Annotated in this window: 18 protein-coding genes; 9 read left to right on the top strand and 9 right to left on the bottom strand. The window is 64.7% G+C overall.

Going from position 1 to position 20184, the window contains the following annotated elements:
- The first annotated feature begins 460 nt into the window (after positions 1 to 460).
- The 4 genes from thrC (at position 461) to I6F38_RS14380 (ending at position 4728) form a co-directional block, all read left to right on the top strand.
- On the top strand, positions 461 to 1876 hold the full coding sequence (gene thrC / locus I6F38_RS14365) for a threonine synthase (RefSeq protein WP_225160798.1): 1416 nt from the start codon (positions 461 to 463) through the stop codon (positions 1874 to 1876).
- Positions 1876 to 3165: a pitrilysin family protein gene (locus tag I6F38_RS14370; protein ID WP_225160799.1), complete on the top strand. Its 1290-nt coding sequence runs from the start codon at positions 1876 to 1878 to the stop codon at positions 3163 to 3165. The genes thrC and I6F38_RS14370 overlap by 1 nt, the downstream gene beginning before the upstream one ends.
- A gap of 209 nt (positions 3166 to 3374) precedes the next feature.
- On the top strand, positions 3375 to 3962 hold the full coding sequence (locus tag I6F38_RS14375; protein ID WP_026191927.1) for a GNAT family protein: 588 nt from the start codon (positions 3375 to 3377) through the stop codon (positions 3960 to 3962).
- Positions 3963 to 4077: 115 nt separating this feature from the next.
- Positions 4078 to 4728 carry a hypothetical protein gene (locus tag I6F38_RS14380; RefSeq protein ID WP_057019442.1) on the top strand — a complete coding sequence of 217 codons (651 nt, stop codon included), beginning with the start codon at positions 4078 to 4080 and terminating at the stop codon, positions 4726 to 4728.
- A 128-nt stretch (positions 4729 to 4856) separates the two neighbouring features.
- Here the strand turns inward: I6F38_RS14380 and I6F38_RS14385 are convergent, their stop codons facing one another.
- The 5 genes from I6F38_RS14385 to I6F38_RS14405 all read right to left on the bottom strand — a co-directional run bounded on the left by I6F38_RS14385 (position 4857) and on the right by I6F38_RS14405 (position 7516).
- Positions 4857 to 5342, bottom strand: a complete 486-nt coding sequence (locus I6F38_RS14385; RefSeq protein ID WP_057019441.1) for an ATP F0F1 synthase subunit B — start codon at positions 5340 to 5342, stop codon at positions 4857 to 4859.
- 3 nt (positions 5343 to 5345) lie between these two features.
- Entirely contained in the window at positions 5346 to 5912 is a 567-nt protein-coding gene (locus I6F38_RS14390) for a F0F1 ATP synthase subunit B (RefSeq protein ID WP_076830944.1), read from the bottom strand.
- Positions 5913 to 6036: 124 nt separating this feature from the next.
- A complete protein-coding gene (locus I6F38_RS14395; protein ID WP_016847054.1) occupies positions 6037 to 6267 on the bottom strand; it encodes a F0F1 ATP synthase subunit C in 231 nt (76 codons plus the stop codon).
- Positions 6268 to 6322: 55 nt separating this feature from the next.
- Positions 6323 to 7072 (bottom strand): F0F1 ATP synthase subunit A, encoded by a 750-nt coding sequence (locus I6F38_RS14400; protein WP_016847053.1) that lies wholly within the window; start codon positions 7070 to 7072, stop codon positions 6323 to 6325.
- A gap of 72 nt (positions 7073 to 7144) precedes the next feature.
- Positions 7145 to 7516: an AtpZ/AtpI family protein gene (locus tag I6F38_RS14405; RefSeq protein WP_028338953.1), complete on the bottom strand. Its 372-nt coding sequence runs from the start codon at positions 7514 to 7516 to the stop codon at positions 7145 to 7147.
- 274 nt (positions 7517 to 7790) lie between these two features.
- On the opposite strand from I6F38_RS14405, the gene I6F38_RS14410 reads away from it, so the two are divergent.
- The 3 genes from I6F38_RS14410 (at position 7791) to I6F38_RS14420 (ending at position 9605) form a co-directional block, all read left to right on the top strand.
- Positions 7791 to 8414, top strand: coding sequence for a 2-hydroxychromene-2-carboxylate isomerase (locus I6F38_RS14410; RefSeq protein ID WP_225160800.1), 624 nt, complete (start codon positions 7791 to 7793; stop codon positions 8412 to 8414).
- Positions 8415 to 8444: 30 nt separating this feature from the next.
- Positions 8445 to 8969 (top strand): hypothetical protein, encoded by a 525-nt coding sequence (locus tag I6F38_RS14415; protein ID WP_225160801.1) that lies wholly within the window; start codon positions 8445 to 8447, stop codon positions 8967 to 8969.
- Positions 8970 to 9131: 162 nt separating this feature from the next.
- On the top strand, positions 9132 to 9605 hold the full coding sequence (locus tag I6F38_RS14420) for a secondary thiamine-phosphate synthase enzyme YjbQ (protein ID WP_225160802.1): 474 nt from the start codon (positions 9132 to 9134) through the stop codon (positions 9603 to 9605).
- 92 nt (positions 9606 to 9697) lie between these two features.
- Here I6F38_RS14420 and I6F38_RS14425 read toward each other — a convergent pair whose 3' ends face one another.
- Positions 9698 to 11323 carry an MFS transporter gene (locus tag I6F38_RS14425; RefSeq protein WP_225160871.1) on the bottom strand — a complete coding sequence of 542 codons (1626 nt, stop codon included), beginning with the start codon at positions 11321 to 11323 and terminating at the stop codon, positions 9698 to 9700.
- 355 nt (positions 11324 to 11678) lie between these two features.
- Here I6F38_RS14425 and I6F38_RS14430 point away from each other — a divergent pair, with 355 nt between their 5' ends.
- Positions 11679 to 12353 carry a response regulator transcription factor gene (locus I6F38_RS14430; RefSeq protein ID WP_028338948.1) on the top strand — a complete coding sequence of 225 codons (675 nt, stop codon included), beginning with the start codon at positions 11679 to 11681 and terminating at the stop codon, positions 12351 to 12353.
- 188 nt (positions 12354 to 12541) lie between these two features.
- Positions 12542 to 13720 carry a YncE family protein gene (locus I6F38_RS14435; RefSeq protein WP_225160803.1) on the top strand — a complete coding sequence of 393 codons (1179 nt, stop codon included), beginning with the start codon at positions 12542 to 12544 and terminating at the stop codon, positions 13718 to 13720.
- Between the two features lie 185 nt (positions 13721 to 13905).
- On the opposite strand, the gene I6F38_RS14440 is transcribed toward I6F38_RS14435, so the two are convergent.
- The 3 genes from I6F38_RS14440 to I6F38_RS14450 all read right to left on the bottom strand — a co-directional run bounded on the left by I6F38_RS14440 (position 13906) and on the right by I6F38_RS14450 (position 20005).
- Positions 13906 to 17412, bottom strand: a complete 3507-nt coding sequence (locus I6F38_RS14440; protein ID WP_225160804.1) for a PAS domain-containing hybrid sensor histidine kinase/response regulator — start codon at positions 17410 to 17412, stop codon at positions 13906 to 13908.
- Positions 17413 to 17526: 114 nt separating this feature from the next.
- Positions 17527 to 18756: a 5-aminolevulinate synthase gene (gene hemA / locus I6F38_RS14445; protein ID WP_028338945.1), complete on the bottom strand. Its 1230-nt coding sequence runs from the start codon at positions 18754 to 18756 to the stop codon at positions 17527 to 17529.
- A gap of 184 nt (positions 18757 to 18940) precedes the next feature.
- A complete protein-coding gene (locus I6F38_RS14450) occupies positions 18941 to 20005 on the bottom strand; it encodes an MBL fold metallo-hydrolase (RefSeq protein WP_225160805.1) in 1065 nt (354 codons plus the stop codon).
- Positions 20006 to 20184 lie beyond the last annotated feature (179 nt).

A 20184-nucleotide genomic window follows, 5' to 3' on the forward strand; every position in this document is an offset into this window, starting at 1 on the left:
CGACACCGGTAGATGCGGGCGATCCAGTACGCCGCGGCCCATCGGCTCAAGCAACGACAGCCCCTGGAATACTGGATCACCCGCATGCGCGCATGATGACACCGCGGTGTTTGACGTCTTGAATCACGAACCATCCTCATCGTCGTCCTGGCGAAAGCCAGGACCCATTACCCCAAATGAGAACTGTTGTGCGATGCTGGGGCCACGATCCCGTTCATCATCAAGTGCGGTGGCTGGGTCCTGGCTTTCGCCACGACGACATTGGTGAATGCGGCGCAGCTGGCGGTCGGTCGCGAGCGATACCCCTTGTCACTCACCCCGCGACCCCGAAGCGCGCGCTTCGGGCTACCCATTGCTGGTCCGATCTTCTATGGTGAACCGTTCGGGTCGCATGGAGCGAACTCGATAATTCCATGATATCAAAGGCTTAAGGCTCGGATCGAAGCCTTTGGAGGGCGGTTTGACGCGGTATATTTCGACCAGGGGTGAGGCCCCGGTGCTTGGCTTCTGCGATGTGATGCTGACCGGGCTTGCCCGTGACGGCGGGCTCTACGTGCCCGAGACCTGGCCGCAGCTGTCGCCCGAGACCATCGCCACCTTCTTCGGCCGTCCCTATTGGGAGGTCGCGGTCGAGATCATCCGTCCGTTTGTCGCCGGCGAGATTTCCGACGCCGAGCTCGGCCGCATGGCCAACGAGGCCTACGCCACGTTCCGCCATCCCGCGGTGGTGCCGCTCGATCAGGCCGGGCCGAACCAGTTCCTGCTCGAGCTGTTCCACGGGCCGACCCTGGCGTTCAAGGACGTCGCGATGCAGCTGATCTCGCGGCTGATGGATCACGTGCTGGCCAAGCGCGCGCAGCGCACCACCATCGTGGTCGCGACCTCGGGCGATACCGGCGGCGCCGCGGTCGAGGCTTTTGCCAATCTCGACAATGTCGACCTCGTCGTGCTGTTCCCGAATGGGCGTATCTCCGAGGTGCAGCGCCGCATGATGACGACGACCGGCGCCGCCAACGTCCACGCGCTCGCGATCGAAGGCACCTTCGACGATTGCCAGGCGCTGGTGAAGGCGATGTTCAACAACCATCGCTTCCGCGACCAGGTGGCGCTGTCGGGCGTCAACTCGATCAATTGGGCGCGCATCGTCGCGCAGGTGGTCTATTACTTCACCTCGGCGGTCGCGCTCGGCTCGCCGCAGCGCACCGTCGACTTCACGGTGCCGACCGGCAATTTCGGCGACATCTTCGCCGGCTATGTCGCCAAGCGGATAGGGCTGCCGATCCGGAACTTGCGCATCGCCGCCAACGTCAACGACATCCTGGCGCGCACGCTGAAGACCGGCATCTACGAGGTGCGCGAGGTGCACGCCACGACGTCGCCGTCGATGGACATCCAGGTGTCCTCGAACTTCGAGCGGCTGCTGTTCGAGGCGAGCGGCCGCGATGCCGATCAGGTCCGCCGCCTGATGGCCTCGCTGAAACAGTCCGGCCGTTTCGTGCTGCCGGATGCGACGCTGGCCGCCGTGCGCCGTGATTTCGACGCCGGCCGCGCCGACGAGACCGAGACGGCAGCCGCGATCCGCGCCGCCTGGCGCGAGGCCGGCGATCTGGTCGATCCCCACACCGCGGTGGCGCTCGCAGTCGCCGACCGCGACACCTCGGATTCCAAGATCCCGAACATTGTGCTGTCGACCGCGCACGCGGCCAAATTCCCCGACGCGGTGGAAGCCGCCTGCGGGGTGCGTCCGCAGCTGCCGGTCTGGCTCGGAGGCCTGATGAGCAAATCCGAACACATCACGGTCATGAAGAATGATTCCGCCGAGGTCGAGCGCTTCGTGCTGTCGGTCAGCCGTGCTGCCAAGCAGGGAGTCGCCTGATGGGCGTTGAAATCACCAAGCTGCCGAGCGGACTGACAATCGTCACCGACACCATGCCGCATCTGGAAACCGCGGCGCTCGGGGTCTGGGCCGGCGTCGGCGGGCGCGACGAGAAGCCGAACGAGCACGGCATCTCGCATCTGCTCGAACACATGGCGTTCAAGGGCACGGCGCGGCGCTCCTCGCGCGAGATCGTCGAGGAGATCGAGGCGGTCGGCGGCGACCTCAATGCCGGGACCTCGACCGAGACCACGGCCTATTATGCGCGGGTGATGAAGGCGGATGTGCCGCTGGCGCTCGACGTGCTGTCCGACATCCTCGCCAACCCGTCCTTCGTGCCGGACGAGCTGGAGCGCGAGAAGAGCGTCATCGTGCAGGAGATCGGCGCGGCGCAGGATACGCCCGACGACGTCGTGTTCGAGCATCTCAACGAGCTCTGCTATCCGGAGCAGCCGATGGGGCGCTCGCTGCTCGGCACCGCCAAGACGCTGAAGGTCTTCGATCGCGACATGCTGCGCGGCTATCTCTCGACGCATTACCGCGCCCCCGACATGGTGGTCGCGGCCGCCGGCGCGGTCGATCACACGCGCATCGTCGAGGACGTCACGCAGAAGTTTGCGAGCTTCGACGCCACCCCGGCGCCGAAGCCGCAGGTCGCGATGTTCGGCAAGGGCGGCTCGCGGGTGGTGCATCGCGATCTCGAGCAGGCGCATCTGACGCTGGCGCTCGAAGGCGTGCAGCAGACCGACCCGTCGCTGTTCTCGCTGCAGGTCTTCACCAATACGCTCGGCGGCGGGATGTCGTCGCGGCTGTTCCAGGAGGTGCGCGAGAAGCGCGGGCTGTGCTACTCGATCTACACCTTCCACGCGCCCTACACCGACACCGGCTTCTTCGGCCTCTACACCGGGACCGATCCGGCGGATGCGCCGGAAATGATGGAAGTCATCGTCGACGTCATCAACGACGCGGTGGAAACCCTGACCGAGGCCGAGGTCGCCCGCGCCAAGGCGCAGATGAAGGCCGGCCTGTTGATGGCGCTGGAAAGCTGTTCATCGCGGGCCGAACAATTGGCACGCCATGTGCTAGCCTATGGCCGGCCGCAGACGGTGGAAGAACTGGTGGCCCGGATCGACGCGGTCAGCGTCGAATCGAGCCGCAACGCCGCCCGTGCCCTGCTGGCGCGCAGCCGGCCCGCCGTCGTCGCGCTCGGCAGCGGCAGGGGTCTGGACACGGCGGTGGCTTTTGCGGAAGGATTGACGAATTCGAAGGCAAAGACGCTGCTGCATTAAGAATTCTGCTTACCTCGCCCCGCGCTTGCGGGGAGAGCATAGGCCGCCTACCGGCGGCCGTTGACGGACATAGGCCGAGGCGGAGCCTCGGCTATGGCCGAAGGCTTCGGGTGAGGGGGAGAGCCGCAAGACCGAATCTGCGGTAAGACCCCCCCGACCCTCTCCCCGCAAGGGCGGGGCGAGGGAGAAGTGGCGGGGAGTGTTGGGCCATGGCCCTGTTTCGTTTGCCGTCCAATGGACCCGCTGCACTGATGCCGCGCGGTCACGGGCTGTTGCTGCGCGCGCCGCAGATGTCGGATTTCCCGCAATGGGCGCAATTGCGCGAATTCAGCCGCGCCTATCTCACGCCATGGGAACCGATTTGGCCCTCCGACGACCTGACCCGCGCCGGCTTCCGCCGCAGGCTGCGCCGTTACACCGAGGACATCGCCGCCGACCGCTCCTATCCGTTCATCATCTTCCGCGAATCGGACGGGGTGATGATCGGCGGCATCACGCTCGCCAATGTCCGGCGCGGCATCGTGCAGGCCGGCACGATCGGCTATTGGGTCGGGCTGCCGCATGCCCATCGCGGCTACATGACGACGGCGCTGCGGGTGCTGCTGCCCTCGCTGTTCGGCGAGCTCAATCTGCACCGCATCGAGGCGGCCTGCATTCCCTCCAATGCCTCGTCGATCCGCGTGCTGGAGAAGTGCGGCTTCACCCGCGAGGGCCTGGCGCGGCGCTATCTCTGCATCAACGGGATCTGGCAGGACCACCTGCTGTTCGGCCTGCTGCACGAGGATTTCCGCGGCTGATCCGTAAGCCTTTTTGTGGATGGCGGTGCCACCCTCGATGCCTTGGGTTCGCCGCCATTGCCTTGCTATAACGGCCGCGAAACAGAGAACCCGATTTGGAAATTTGAGGATATTGATGGGTGAAAGGGTGATCAGGTTCGCGCTCGCAGCGGCGGTATCGATCGGTCTCGGTGCCACTTTGTTGCCTTCGGCAGCTCCTGCGCAGTCGCTGAGCGACCGCTTCAAGAGCCTGTTCGGCGGCGGCTCGTCCGACCAGGACAAGCCGGCGACGCCCGCGGCGCCGCAGCAACTCAACGATGCCGACGCCGAACTGACCTGCCCGCCGGTGCAGATCCGCTCCGGAGCCTCGACCTATTCGGTGGCCGCGAACGGCAAGGAAGCGGTCGGCAACGACGTCAAGTTCCTCGCCTCGATCACGCGCACGGCGCGGCAATGCAATCTGAACAGCGGCCAGATCACGGCCAAGATCGGTATTCAGGGGCGGATTATTGTCGGTCCCCAGGGCGCGCCACCGAGCATTCAGGTGCCGCTGCGCGTCGCCGTGGTGCAGGGCGGCGTCGGCGAGAAGACGATCATGACCAAGGCCTACACCACCACGGTGCAGATGGACGAAAGCGGCAGCGTGCCATTCAGCCTGGTCGCCGAGGACGTCGTCTATCCAGCGCCGTCTCCGGCCGACAACGACAATTACATCTTCTACATCGGCTTCGACCCGCAGGCCCTGAAGCCGGAGCCCAAGGCCCGCGCGCCGCACAAGAAGAAGTAACAGCGCCTTTTCGGGCGAAGTGGACACCGGTTCGCGTGAAGAAAACGCGTCAAACGGACGAATTCGGACAAAACAAAAGGCCGGCGCGATGAGCTCGCGCCGGCCTTTTTTAAGGAGTTCAGATCGCGTCAGTTCAGCTTGGAGCGGACTTCGGCGATGCCCTTGCCGACGAGGTCGTCGGCAACCGAGCCCTTGACCGACTGCGACAGGATGGTGGAGGCGGCCGTCACCGCGGCGTTGGCCGCGGCGGCGCGGACATCGGCCACGGCCTGGGCCTCGGCCTGGGCGATCTTGCTCTCGGCGGTCTTGGTCCGCCGCGCGACAAAATCTTCCATCTTGGTCTTGGCCTCGGCCGCGATCCGCTCGGCTTCGGCCTTGGCGTTGGAGATGATCTCCTCGGCCTCGCGCTCCGCGCTGGCGCGGCGCGCCTTGTACTCGCCGAGCAGCTTATTGGCCTCGTCCTTCAAACGGCGGGCGTCTTCCAGCTCGGCCTTGATGCGCTCGGCGCGGTGGTCGAGCGCCGTCAGCAGGGTGCGATGAACGCCGAGATAGCCGAACACGACCAGCAGAAGGACGAAGGCGATCGCAACCCAGGTTTCCGGTTCGTAAAACATCGTCTATCCCTTCAGCGACGCGTCGACGGCGCTGTTGACCGCATTGGCGTCCGGCGTGACGCCGGCAAGTTGCTGGACGATGGCGCCGGCCGCATCCGCCGCGATGCCGCGGACGTTGCTCATGGCGTTGGTCCTCGTCGTTGCGATCTGCTTCTCGGCGTCGGCGAGCTTTGCCGCCAGCTTCTCTTCCAGCGCCTTGCGCTCGGCTTCCGACGCCGCGTTCAGCTTCTCGCGGGTCTCGTTGCCGATCGCCTGCGCGTTGGCGCGCGCATTCGCCAGCTCGGTCTCGTAGGCCTTCAGCGCCGCGTCGGACTCGTCCTTCAGCTTCTGCGCCTCGGCCAGATCGCCCTCGATCTTGTTCTGACGTGCATCGATCGTCCCGCCGACGCGCGGCAGAGCGATACGCGACACGATCAGGTAGAGCGCGACAAATGCAATCGCCAGCGACACCAGCTGCGAGGCGAAGTTGGACGAATCGAACGGCGGAAAGGCTCCGCCGTGATGTCCGCCGTCGGTCTCGGTGTGGGCGCCGGCTTTCTGGCCTTTTGCCTCGCCATGACTCTCAGCCATGGTGTTCTCCTGTTGCTGTCATGCGCGCCGCCCTCGGGATGGTCTTTGGAACGACCTTTGGGCGGCGCGAAGGGGTTACCGCAAAGCGGAACCGGGTTACCGCAGAGCGGAACCGGGGTGCCGCTCAGAGCGGAACGAACAGCAGGAGCAGCGCGATCAGCAGCGAGAAGATGCCGAGCGCTTCGGTCACGGCGAAGCCGAAGATCAGGTTGCCGAACTGGCCCTGAGCGGCCGACGGGTTACGCACCGCAGCGGCGAGGTAGTTGCCGAAGATGATGCCCACGCCGACGCCCGCGCCGCCCATGCCGATGCACGCGATGCCCGCGCCGATAAGTTTTGCTGCTGCCGGTTCCATATGTAGCTCCTTGAGAAAGATAGACAGATTGGTGGGTGGAGATTCCCCGGACCGCTTAGTGTCCCGGATGAATGGCGTCGTTGAGGTAGATGCAGGTCAGGATCGCGAACACGTAGGCCTGTAGGAACGCGACCAGCAGTTCGAGCGCGTACAGCGCAATGGTGAGCGCCAGCGGCAGCACGCCGCCGACCCAGCCGAGCGCGCCCAGCGAGAAGCCGAGCATCGCGACGAAGCCCGCGAACACCTTCAATGCGATGTGGCCGGCCAGCATGTTGGCGAACAGACGAACGCTGTGCGAGACCGGCCGCAGGAAGAACGACAGGATCTCGATGAACATGACCAGCGGCAGGATGTAGATCGGAACGCCGTGGGGGACGAAGATGCTGAAGAATTTCAGGCCGTTCTTGTAAACGCCGTAGATCAGGACGGTGAAGAACACCAAGAGCGCGAGCGCCGCGGTGACGATCAGGTGGCTCGCGATCGTGAAGGTGTAGGGGATGACGCCGACCAGGTTCGAGACGCAGAGGAACATGAAGAGCGAGAAGATCAGCGGGAAGAACTTCATGCCTTCCGCGCCGGCCGTGCTGCGAATCGTGGTGGCGACGAACTCGTAGGAGATCTCGGCGACCGACTGCAGCCGTCCCGGAACCAGTTCCCGGCCGCTCGCCAGCATCAGCAGCGCGATCAGCAGCACCGCGATGAGCATGAAGAGCGAGGAATTGGTGAAGGCGATCGTATGATTGCCGATGTGGCCGAGCGTGAAGAGGGGCTCGATATTGAACTGGTGGATCGGGTCGATTTTCATCCGCGCGGCTCTTGGTCCACCGGCTATCGTGCCGGTAATCGAATTTCAAATGTCGTGACTTCCCGCCAGCGCTCAGCGCTTGCCCGAGGCCACGCCCGCGGACCTCACCACGTTGACCACCCCTGCGACGAAGCCGAGCAGCGTTAACACGATGAAGCCGAATGGCGACGTCGACAGCAAACGGTCGAACCCCCAGCCAATCGCCGCTCCGACGGCAACGCCCGCGATCAGCTCCGAGGAAAGACGAAAACCGAGCGCCATAGCCGAAGCTCTGGCCGCACTGTCCCCGCTTTCATTACCGGATTGATCAGTCTTGCTCCTGCGGCTGTCGCGAATTTCTGACAACCGATGATCGAGACTTCCGAGCCTTGCGGAAAGCGCAGCTTCGTCAGGAGGCGATTGATCGCGACTTCCATTTGCGCCGTCGTTGGTGTTCTCAGCCATGCTGGAAACACTAACCGATGCCGCGGATGATGGAAATTGCGCCCGTCCCCGTCAAAAGCCGCGCGGACCATACTTACCGCGTCTAATCAAGTCAAGATTGCGTCGTAACCAGTTATTGCTTTGATTCTGCTGGTTTTATTTGGAGATATTCAAGGTCAGAGTGACGCAGTGATCGCAGTGCAACAGCTTGCGTGGCATTGAGCGATATTGCGTGGCTGTTCCCGCTCTGCTGGGATCGCCGAAAGTCCCGTCCTCTCACGCAGTCAGGTTCCGCATGTCGCGCCAGATCGATTACTACTTCTCGCTGCAATCCCCCTGGGCCTATATCGGCCACAAGCCCTTCGTTCGACTCGTAAGCACTTACGATCTCAAGGTAAATTACCGACCCGTGCTGCTGGTCGATCTGTTCTCGGAGACCGGCGGACTGCCGCTCGCCAAGCGCCATCCGGTGCGGCAGCGTTATCGGATGATCGAGTTGCAGCGCTGGCGCGACAAGCGCGGGCTGAATTTTCATCTGCAGCCGGCCAACTGGCCGTTCAACGGGCGCCTCGCCGATGGCGTGGTGATCGCGATGCTCGAGTCCGGCCTCGACCCCGAGCCGTTCCTGCAACGGGCCTATCCCGCGGTGTGGGAGCAGCAGCTTAATCTTGCCGATCCTGAGACGCTGGTGAAGCTCGCCGACGATGCCGGTTTGCCCGGCCGGCAGTTGGTCGAGCGCTCCGGCACTGAAGCCATCAGCGCGGCCTATGAGCAGAATCGCCAGAATGCATTGGACGCCGACGTGTTCGGCTCGCCCGGATACGTGCTCGATGGCGAGGTGTTCTGGGGCCAGGACCGGATCGAATTGCTCGAAGACGCGTTGAAGTCGGGCCGCAAGCCCTATAGCTCTGTGGTCTAGGGCAGGAATCAGGTTGAGGCGGAGCAAGCCATGCCCATCGCGATGTCGCCATCGAAATTGTCCATCGCAATTGCTGCCATCCTGATCGCAAGCGGCGGCGCGGCGATCGCGCAAACCGCGCCGGACACCGAAAACGGCCGCTACGCATTATCACCCGCCGGCGATGGTTTCCTGCGGCTCGACACGCGCACCGGCGCGGTGTCGACCTGCACCAATTCCAGCGCCGGCTGGGCCTGTTACATGGTGCCGGACGAACGGGCGGCGCTGGACGCCGAGGTCGGGCGCCTGCAAGCCGACAATGACAAGCTCAAGGGTGAGCTCGCCGCGCGCGCACCGTCGGCCAAGACCGACGAGGCGTTGCCGAAATCCGATCAGCTGAAGAAGCCGGAGCCCAAGAGCGAGCCGAAGGTCGCCGAGGGCGAGCGCAAGATCGAGATCCCGCTGCCGAGCGACCGCGACATGGATCGCATGATGTCGTTCGTGGAGCGGGCCTGGCGGCGGCTGATCGAGATGGCCAACCGCGTGCAGCGCGACGTCAATGGCGGCAAGATTTGATGTTGTGCTGGCGCCGTCTCTCCAGCGTCGTCCCGGCGAAAGCCGGGACCCATACGCCGTAGCCTCTCGATTTCGACGACCCGGAGTTGATATCTCGCGTAACCAATGAACATCGGTGGTTATGGGTCCCGGCCTTCGCCGGGACGACGGTCTAGAGGTAAGATGAGTTCATCGAAGCAAATGTCGCACTCGGCGCCATCCTCCGTCGCGGCAACCAGCATCGTGTCGTCGCGCCTGGCGGTCGAAACGTCGGGCGCCGGCTTTACCGACATCACGCGCGAGGTCGCCAAATTCCTGCGCGAGGCGCGTGCCGGCGAGGGTGCGGTCACGCTGTTCATCCGCCACACCTCGGCCTCGCTGACAATCCAGGAGAATGCCGATCCGACCGTGCTGGTCGATCTGAAGACGGCGCTCGACCGTGCAGCGCCCGAAGACGGCGGCTGGCGTCACGACACCGAAGGCCCTGACGACATGCCGGCGCACATCAAGACCATGCTGACGGCGACCTCGCTGCAGGTCCCCGTGCTCGACGGTCAGATGGCGCTCGGCACCTGGCAGGGCATCTATCTGATCGAGCATCGCGCCCGTCCGCACCGGCGCGAGATCGTGCTGCAATTCATCGGCGCCACGCGCTGACGCGCGCGACCTATCTTTCAAGACCTGGCCTCCAAATGACATCGGCCGCGGATCGCTCCGCGGCCGATGCATTCTGATCGCGATGTCGACGGTCAGGTCTTGGTGATGTCGACGTCCTTGGTTTCCGGAATGAACAGCGCGCCGACCACGACGGTGATTGCGGCGAAGATGACCGGATACCAGAGACCGGAGTAGATGTCGCCGGTCGAGGCGGTGATCGCGAACGCGGTCGCCGGGAGCAGGCCGCCGAACCAGCCGTTGCCGATATGATAGGGCAGCGACATCGAGGTGTAGCGGATGCGGGTCGGGAACAGTTCGACCAGCATGGCGGCGATCGGGCCGTAGACCATGGTGACGTACAGCACCAGGATGAACAGCAGGCCGATGACCGCGGCCACCTGCGGACGGAAGACATCGAACGGGTGCGACATCTTCACGATGCCGGCGTCACCCGGCTTCGGATAGCCCGCCGCCTGCACCGCCGCGAGGATTGCGGGGTTCGACGTCTTGGCGTCCGTATACGGCACTTCCTTGTCGTTGATCAGGATCTTCACCGGCGAGCCGGCCGGGCCCGGCACCGTCGAATATTTCACCGACGATTGGGCAAGGAAGGCGCGGGCGGTGTCGCAAGGCGCCGAGAAGACGCGGGTGCCGACCGGGTTGAACAGATCGCCGCAGCCGGCGGGATCGGCAACGACCTGAACCTTGATCGACTCGTAAGCCTTCTCCAGCGCCGGATTGGCGTTGGTCGTGATCATCTTGAAGATCGGGAACAGCGTGAGTGCGCCGATCAGGCAGCCGGCCAGGATGATCGGCTTGCGGCCGATCTTGTCCGACAGCGCGCCGAACACCAGGAAGAACCCGGTGCCGAGCAACAGAGACCAGGCGATCAGCAGGTTGGCGGTGTAGCCGTCGACCTTCAGAATCGATTGCAGGAAGAACAGCGCGTAGAACTGGCCCGTGTACCAGATCACCGCCTGGCCCATGGTCAGGCCGAGCAGCGCGAGGATCACGATCTTGGCGTTGCTCCAGGTCGCGAAGGCCTCGGTCAGCGGCGCCTTGGAGGTCTTGCCCTCCTCCTTCATCCGCTGGAACACCGGCGATTCGTTCAGCCGCAGCCGGATCCAGACCGAGATGCCGAGCAGCAGCACCGACACCAGGAACGGAATGCGCCAGCCCCAGTCGGCGAAGTCCTTTTCGCCGGTGAGGGTTCGCGTGAACAGGATCACCAGCAGCGACAGGAACAGTCCAAGCGTTGCCGTGGTCTGGATGAACGAGGTGTAGTAGCCGCGCTTGCCGGGCGGGGCATGCTCAGCGACATAGGTCGCGGCACCGCCATATTCGCCGCCGAGCGCGAGGCCCTGCAGCAGGCGCAGCGAGATCAGGATGATCGGCGCCGCGATGCCGATGGTCTTGGCGTTGGGCAACAGGCCGACGATGAAGGTCGACAGACCCATGATCAGGATGGTGACGAGGAAGGTGTATTTGCGGCCGACGATGTCGCCGACCCGGCCGAACACGATCGCGCCGAACGGGCGCACCAGGAAGCCCGCGGCGAATGCCAGCAACGCGAAGATGTCGCGGGTCGCCGGCGGATAGTCCGAGAAGAACTGCGCGCCGATGATGCCGGCCAGCGAACCGTAGAGATAGAAGTCGTACCACTCGAACACGGTACCGAGCGACGACGCGAGGATGACGAAACGCTCATCCTTTGTCATGCCGGCGGGCCGCGCCGAAGTTGCAGTCATAGTGGACATCTGGATTGCTCCCCCCGAAATATTGCTGCCATGCTCGCCCCCGGCTGGCGGGTGAGGCCCGAATAGGCCCTCGGCTTGAGATGAAGGTAACATCGCAGTGAAACCCGCCCCAATAAGACTTTTGGCCTTTTCAGGATCGAACCTATCTTCTGAAGGAAGAGCAGGATGGAACGCCTCCGCAGGCGTCTATTGCGGCGCACAAGCTGCGCGGGTTAACCGCGTTGGCATCTGGTATTATCAAGCGCTTGCGTGATACTGCCGCGCGGGCGAAAACCGAGCGACGCGGGTTTGCCTAAAGCCCGCTTGTGGGACTGAGATGACTGCTGCTGCCAATACTCATCTTGTCATCGCCGACGACCATCCGCTGTTCCGCGATGCGTTGCGTCAGGCGGTGTCGAGCGTCGTGAGATCGGCCACGATCAGCGAGGCCGGATCGTTCGAGGACCTGACCGCGCTGTTGGAGCGGGACTCCGAGGTTGACCTGATCCTGCTCGATCTGAGCATGCCGGGGATCAGCGGCTTCTCCGGCCTGATCTATCTGCGGGCGCAGTACCCTGCGATCCCCGTCGTCATCGTCTCCGCCAGTGACGATGCCGGAACCATCCGCCGCTCGCTCGACTTCGGCGCCTCCGGCTTCATCCCCAAGCGCTTCGGCGTCGAGACGTTGCGGGATGCCATCATGAAGGTGATGGAGGGCGACGTCTGGGTGCCGCCGGACACCGATCTGTCGGCGGCCGGCGATCCCGACATGACGCGGCTGCGCGACCGGCTGGTGACGCTGACCCCGCAGCAGGTGCGGGTGCTGATGATGCTGTCCGAGGGGCTGCTCAACAAGCAGATCGCCTATGAGCTCGGCGTCTCCGAAGCCACCATCAAGGCCCATGTCTCGGCGATCCTGCAGAAGCTCGGCGTCGAAAGCCGCACCCAAGCCGTGATCGCCGCCGCCAAGATCGCCGGCGGCCAGTGGCGCCAGGGCACGCCGCCGACGTAGTCCCGAGCAACTCCAGCTGTGATCGCCGGGCTCGGGCCACGGCATTGAAAAAAGGGGCGCGAAAGCGCGCCCGATGGCACGCTTTCGCGAAGCCATCCAGATCCCATTCAAACTGCGCATCGGTCGAAAACCGAGTATCCTGTCTGGCATCGGCCCGTGAGAGGCCGCGTGCTTTTGGGGAGAACGCCATGAATTCCGTCACTCGCGTCGCCGGACTATCTCTGGCTGCGGCAATCCTTCTCGGTACCAGCTCTTTCAATTGCGCTCAGGCCAAGCCCCTGATGATCGTCGGCCTGGACGAGAAGCTGTTGTGGGACGACGACGGCAAGCCGGTGCTGTCCGCGCCCGGCAAGGATCAAGTGCTGATCATCGATCTCGCCGATCCCGAGAACCCGAAGATTGCGGCTTCTCTCCCATTGAAGAACTCGGTAGTCGGCCCCCCGGTCAACGTCGCTATCGATCCGACCGGAACCGTGGCGCTGGTCGCGGATTCGGTCGACGTGGTGAAGGAAGGCGACGCTCTGAAGCAGGTGCCGGATAACAAGATCTATGTGATCGATCTCAAGGCGACCCCGCCCAAGCTGGCAGCGACCATTGCCGGCGGAAAGCAGCCATCAGGCTTGAGCTTCAGTCCCGATGGCAAGATGGCGTTGGTTGCCAACCGCGGGGACAATTCGATCAGCGTACTTTCGGTCAACGGCACTGACGTCAAGATCACCGACACGATATCGATGCCTGACAGTGTCGCACATGTCGCGTTCGCGCCAGACGGCAAGCACGCGCTGGTCGCGCGTTTTCCCGGGCACAAGATATCGGTGCTCGATATCGCCGGCGACAAAGTCACCTACACCAAGATAGACCTGCCGGCTGGCCAATGGCCTTACAATGTTGCAGTGACCCCGAACAGCAAGATCGCGTTGACGTCGGACAATGGCAACTCAGGCGCGTCGGACGGCAGCGTCGACACGGCCAGCGTCATCGATCTCGAAGCGAAGCCGCCGCGCATCATCGATCGCGTGGTGGTCGGCGATGGACCGGAGGGGCTTGGCGTCAGTCCGAAGGGGGATCTCGCAGTCTCGGTGATCCTGCGCGGCTCGAACATGAAGAATGCGTTCTTCCATGAGAAGAACGGCAGCGTCTCGGTCCTGAAGATCGACGGCAAGAAAGTGACCAAGACCGGAGATATCGAAGTCGGCGGACTGCCTGAGGCCGCGGTCTTCACGCCTGACGGAAAATACATCCTGGTCGGGAACTACCTCAGCCAGGATTTCTCGATCCTCAAGGTCGACGGAACCAACGTCATCGACACAGGCAAGCGCTTTCAGGTGCCGGGGCACCCGGCGTCGGCCGGAATGGGACCGAACTAAACCGACACCTGGCGATCTTGCTGGAGCATGTGATTTTCGGTTGAGCCGGCCACTGCGCAGGCTCGCTTCACCACTCGCGCTTGCGGGAGGGAGCGCAGTGTCCTTGCGGCGCCTTCATGATGCGATTCGACCTATTCGCATCATGATCCAAAGCGAGATGCGCGCCCGGATTGCGCCGCCGCGCGCTATTCCGCCGCCACCATCTGCTGGGTGCGCCATTGTCCGAGCAGGGCGCGCAGCGAGGCGGGTTTGACCGGCTTGTTCAGCACCGCGATATTTTCCTCGCGCGCGGCGGCGCGCACCGCGGGGCTGCGGTCGGCGGTAATCAGGATCGCCGGAATGCCGTCGCCGAAGCGGCGGCGGATCTCGCGGATCGCGGCGACGCCGTTGCCGCGGTCGAGATGGTAGTCGACGAGGACGCCGGTGACGCGGCCACCGGCGGCCTCGATCGCGCTGATCGCGCCGTCGGCGTCGAGCACCGCGATCACCTCGGCGTCCCACGCCGTCAGCAGCGTCTTCATGCCGTCGAGGATGGCGGGATCGTTCTCGATGCAGACAATCAGCGAGCCGCTCATCGGCGTCTTCGACAGGGGCGTGGCGGTGGTGACGGCCGCAGTATGGTTGACCGCGGTCGCGACCGGCACGGTGACCGAGAACGCCGAGCCGCCGCTGACATTGGCCGAGATCGCGATGCGGTGGTTGAGCACCCGCGCCAGCCGCTCGACGATCGACAGGCCGAGGCCGAGGCCGCGGGCGATCCGGGCGCCCTGCTCGAGGCGGTGGAACTCCTTGAAGATCTCGCCGCGCTTCTGCACGGGAATGCCGACGCCGGTGTCGAAGATGCTGATCTGGAGCGTGGTGCCGCGGCGGCGGCAGCCGATCAAGACGCGGCCGCGCGGGGTATATTTGATCGCGTTGGAGATGAAGTTCTGCAGCAGCCGGCGCAGCAGCGAGCGGTCGGATTCGACCGGCAGCGAGCACGGTACGAAGCGCAGATCGAGGCCCTTGTCACGGGCGATCGGCATGAACTCGATCTCCAGCGAGCGCATCAGGTCGGCCATCCGGAAGCTGGTGATCGCCGGCGTCATGGCGCCGGCGTCGAGCCTGGAAATGTCGAGCAGCGCGCCCAGGATGTCCTCGATCGCCTCGAGCGAGTCGTCGATGTTCTCGACCAGGCGGGAATCCTCGCCGCCGTTCTGGCGCTCGACCAGGCTCGTGACGTAGAGGCGCGCCGCATTGAGCGGCTGCAGGATGTCGTGGCTGGCGGCCGCCAGGAACCGCGTCTTGGAGGCGTTGGCGTCTTCCGCAATGCCCTTGGCGAGCGCGAGCTCCGAGTTTAGCCGCGTCAGCTCCTCGGTGCGGTCGCGCACCCGCTTTTCCAGCGTCGCGTTGGCGCGCTCCAGCGCCTCCGCCGCCTCGAAGCTCGGCGTGACGTCGGAGAAGGTGATGACGAGCCCGCCGCCCGGCATCCGGTTGGCACGCACCTCGATCACCAGATGGCGGTCGGTGAAGCGTTCCAGATAGGGCTCGCCCTCAGTGGTGTAGGCGCGCAGGCGAGCCTGCAGCAGGCTGTCGCCGTCGGCCGCGGGCGGACTGATCGCGCCCATGAATTCGAGGATCTCGGACAGCGGGATGCCGAGCTGCACCAGATGCGGCGGCAGCCCCAGCAATTCGGAGAACTGGCGGTTGGAACAGATCAGCTGCAGATCGGCGTCGAACACCGCGATGCCCTGGCGCACGTGATTGAGCGCGGTCTGCAGGATCTCGCGGTTGAAGTGCAGGGCGGCGTGGGAGTCGTCGAGCAGTTTCAGCGCGGCCTTGGCCGACACCGTGCGCCGCTGCAGCAGCAGCGACATCACAAGGCGCGAGGACGCGGCCCCGATCGAGGAGGCGATCAACCGCTCGGCATGCTGCAGCAACTCGAAATCGGCCGGAGCCGACGCCAGCAGCACGATGTTGCGGTCGACGGCGAAGGAGGCGAAGGCCTCGCGGGTGCGGTCGGGGCCGAGATATTGCGTCACCGTGCTCTGGATGTCCTCCACCGTCACCGTGGTGCGCCAGCGCCGGAAGCTGGGCGCGATCGGGGCCAGCGCGTTGGGCACGAACACGTCGGCCTGCAACAGCTCGATCGAGGACGGCGCGCGCGCCAGCGAGAACAGCACATAGGTGAGGATGTTGAGCGCAAGGCTCCACAGCACGCCGTGCAGCAGCGGCGGCAGGTCGGCGCCGAACAGCGCCTGCGGCCGCAACGCCTCGATCCCGAACGGCCCGTGCTGCAGCAGCATCAGGCCGGCGGTCGAGGTTTCCAGGAAGCTCGGGATGAACAGCGTGTAGAGCCACGTCGCGAAGCCGACCAGCATGCCCGCCATGGCGCCGCGTGCGGTGGCTCTGCGCCAGAACAGGCCGCCGAAGAACGCCGGCGCCAGCTGGGTGATCGCGGCAAACGACAGCAGGCCGATCGCGACCAGCTGGGTGTTGCCGAGCGCGCGATAGTAGAAATACGCCAGCACCATGATCGCGAAGATCGAGAAGCGGCGCGCCTTCAGCAGGAAATCGCCAAAGTCCTTCTGGCCGGCGCTGGCGTCGTCGCTGCGCGGCAAGACCAGCGGCAGCACGATGTCGTTGGAGACCATGATCGACAGCGCGACGCATTCGACGATCACCATCGCGGTCGCCGCCGACAGCCCGCCGACGAACACGGCGAGGCTGAGCAATTGCGAATTGCCCTCGATCGGCAGCGCCAGCACGAACATGTCGGCATCGACCGCGCCGAACGGGAAGATGACGAGGCCGGCGATCGCGATCGGAATCACGAACAGGTTGATGGCGATGAGGTAGAGCGGGAACAGCCAGCGCGCCCGGGTGACTTCGGAGGGTGTCGAATTCTCCACCACGCTGACATGGAACTGGCGCGGCAGCAGCATGACCGCGCAGAACGACAGCAGCGTCATGATCAGGAAATTGCCGATCGACGGCACATATTCGATCGCGCGCACCGCCTCCGGCGTCTTCAGGGCGCGCTCGTAGAGCTCGACCGGCGAGAACATCCAGAAGGTGACGAAGGCGCCGGCGGCGATGAAGGCGACTAGCTTGACGATGGACTCGGCCGCGATCGCGAGGATCAGGCCGTGCTGGTGCTCGGTCGCGTCGCTGTGGCGGGTGCCGAACAGCACCGCGAACACCGCCATCGCCAGCGTCACCATCAGCGCGATGTCGCCGATCACGGGAATTTTCGAGAACGCCTGGTCCTCGCTCAGGATGGTCTCCAGCGACGCCGCCACCGCCTTCAGCTGCAGCGCGATGTAGGGCACCGAGCCGATGATCGCGATCAGCGCCACGGTCGCCGCCACCGCCTGGCTCTTGCCGTAGCGCGCGGCGATGAAGTCGGCGATCGAGGTGATGTTCTGCGACTTGGCGAGCGCGATCACCCGGCGCAGCAGCGGCGTGCACAGTCCGACCATCACGATCGGGCCGACATAGATCGCCAGGAAGTCGATGCTGGTGCGGGTGGCAAAGCCCACCGAGCCGAAGAAGGTCCAGGAGGTGCAGTAGATTGCCATCGACAGCGGGTAGATCCACTGGCTGGCGCGGCCGCGCTCGCCCGGCGAGCTGCGGTCGCCGCGGCTGGCAATGAAGAACAACAATCCGATGTAGGCGAACGCCGTGGCGATTACGCCCCAGTCGTGCAGCATCGCTGCTTATCTCCGTCCAGGCCGGGGAAGGGGCCGGATACCGGATTATATAACGCAAAGGGCCGGCCGCGCGATGCACGGCCGGCCCAAATTCGGGGTCGGAAACGAATAGGGTTACTCGGCGGCCAGCGACTTCTGGCGCAGCGGCAGGCCGAGCCGGTCCCAGACCTGGAGCAGCGCCTCGGCCAGCGCGTCGATCAGGCCGTCGTCATGGTAGGGCGAGGGCGTGATGCGCAGCCGCTCGGTGCCCTTGGCGACCGTCGGATAGTTGATCGGCTGGATGTAAATGCCGTGGTCCTCGAGCAGCAGGTCGGAGGCGCGCTTGCACTTCTCGGGATCGCCGACGAACAGCGGCACGATATGAGTGTCGCTCGACATGACCGGCAGGCCGGCGGCGGTCAGGATCGCCTTGGTGCGGGCGGCACGGTCCTGGTGGCGCTCGCGCTCCCAGTTCGAGGTCTTCAGGTGCCGGATCGCAGCCGTCGCGGCCGAGCAGATTGCCGGCGGCAGCGCGGTGGTGAAGATGAAGCCCGGCGCATACGAGCGCACCGCGTCGATGACCTCGGCGCGGCCTGCAATGTAGCCGCCGAGGCAGCCGAAGGCTTTTGCCAGCGTGCCCTCGACGATATCGATCCGGTGCATCACGCCGTCGCGCTCGGCGATGCCGCCGCCGCGCGGGCCGTACATGCCGACCGCATGCACCTCGTCGAGATAGGTCATGGCGCCGTATTGCTCGGCGAGATCGCAGATCTTGCCGAGCGGCGCGACGTCGCCGTCCATCGAATAAAGGCTCTCGCAGACGATCAGCTTCGGCCGGTCGGGACCGGCGGCGATCAAGAGCTCCTCGAGATGCGCGACGTCGTTGTGGCGGAAGATCTGGCGTTCGCAGCCGGCCTGGCGCACGCCTTCGATCATCGAATTGTGGTTCAGCGCGTCCGACAGGATCAGGCAGTTCGGGATCAGCTTGGCGAGCGTCGAGATGCCGGTCTGGTTCGAGACATAGCCGGAGGTAAACAGCAGCGAGGCTTCCTTGCCGTGGAGGTCGGCAAGTTCCGCCTCGAGCTGCACCAGCGGGTGATGGGTGCCCGCGATGTTGCGGGTGCCGCCGGCGCCGGTGCCGACCCGGGTCGCGGTCTCGACCATGGCACCGACCACCTTGGGGTGCTGGCCCATGCCGAGATAGTCGTTGGAGCACCAGATCACGACGTTGCGGCTGCCCTTCGGCGAATGCCAGGTGGCGTGCGGGAAGCGTCCCGCGATCCGTTCGAGGTCGGCGAACACCCGGTAGCGCCGCTCGTCGTGCAGGCGGTTGAGGGCGGCATTGAAGAACTGGCTGTAATCCATCGGCAAACCCAGAAAGCGGAACCTGACCGGAATGACTGCTTCTTCTTAGAGCTTTTCCAGCTCTAATGTCCATGCACTGACCCACATCTGGGCATGCGCCGCAGTTGGGCAAATTGCCCTAGCCGGGGCCGTTCGGCTCGATTTCGGTCAAATCGCCGGGCGACGCCTTGCCGCCCGGCCGGGTTCAGGTGGTCTTAAAGCGCAGCATGCCGTCGGCGTGCATCTCGGCCGTCAGGCGGCCCTCGACCAGCATGTAATTGACATGGGCGACCAGCTCACCGGCGGCGAAGCCCATCTGGTGCTCGTCCAGCACGTGCTTGTGGAACACCACGGGCACCAGCTCCTTGGAGGTCTGCGGCACCTCGCGGCAGGCTTCGGCGATCAGCCGGCAGCGCTCCTCATGGTGATCGGCGAGCTGCTTGATCCGGGTCTTCAGCCCGTAGAACGGCACGCCGTGGCCGGGCAGCACGATCACGTCGTAGGGCAGGGTGGTGGTCAGGCTCGCCAGCGACGCCAGATATTCGCCGAGCGAGTTCTGCTCGGGCTCGACCGCCCAGACGCTGACATTGGGCGAGATCTTGCTCAGCACCTGGTCGGCGGACAGGAACAGCTTGTCGGCCGCGCAATACAGCATCACCTGGTCGAGCGCGTGGCCGCCGCCGGTGATCACCTTGAAGCGCCGCGTGCCGATCACGACCTCGTCGCCATGGGTGAGGCGGTGATAGGACGGCGGCAGCACCGACACGCGCTTCAAATAGTCCTGGCCGCGGCCGAGCAGCTTCTCGGTGAGGTCCTCGTCCATGCCGTGGCGGCGGAAGAACAGCCGCTGCGCGTTGCGCCGCTCCTCGGTGCCGCGGTTCTGGTGATAGACCGACTGCAGATATTCCACCTGCGACATGAACAGCGGACAGCCGAAGCGCTCGGTGATCCAGCCGGCGAGACCGACATGGTCGGGATGCGAATGCGTCACGATCAGGCGGGTGACCTTGACGTGCTTCAGCGGCCCCTCGAACAGCGTGGTCCAGGCCGCGATCGATTCCTCATTGCCGAAGCCGGCGTCCACCATGGTCCAGTCGTCGCCGTCGGCGAGCAGATAGATGTTCACATGGTTGAGGCGGAACGGCAGCTTCAGCCGCGCCCACAGCACGCCGGGAGCTACCTCCACGACCTGGTCGTGGCCGGGATGGTTCTCCCAGGGGTATCGCAGTGCCTCCGCCGAGGAGTGCACGGGGTCGGTCTTCGTATGCATGCTACCGGCTTAGCGGCACACGGGCCGCCGCGCCAGCCGAAAAATCAGATAGTCGTCCGGAGAATTCGTTGGGAAGTCGCCGGAATTCCGTAGCCCGGATGAAGCGAAGCGCAATCCGGACAAACCTCCCCTTGAAAAGGGGAGGTCGCTTTGCTCGCAGAGCAAAGCGGGTGGGGATC

This window comes from Bradyrhizobium sp. BRP56 (assembly GCF_020194035.1).
GTDB classification, from domain to species: Bacteria; Pseudomonadota; Alphaproteobacteria; order Rhizobiales; family Xanthobacteraceae; genus Bradyrhizobium; species Bradyrhizobium australafricanum.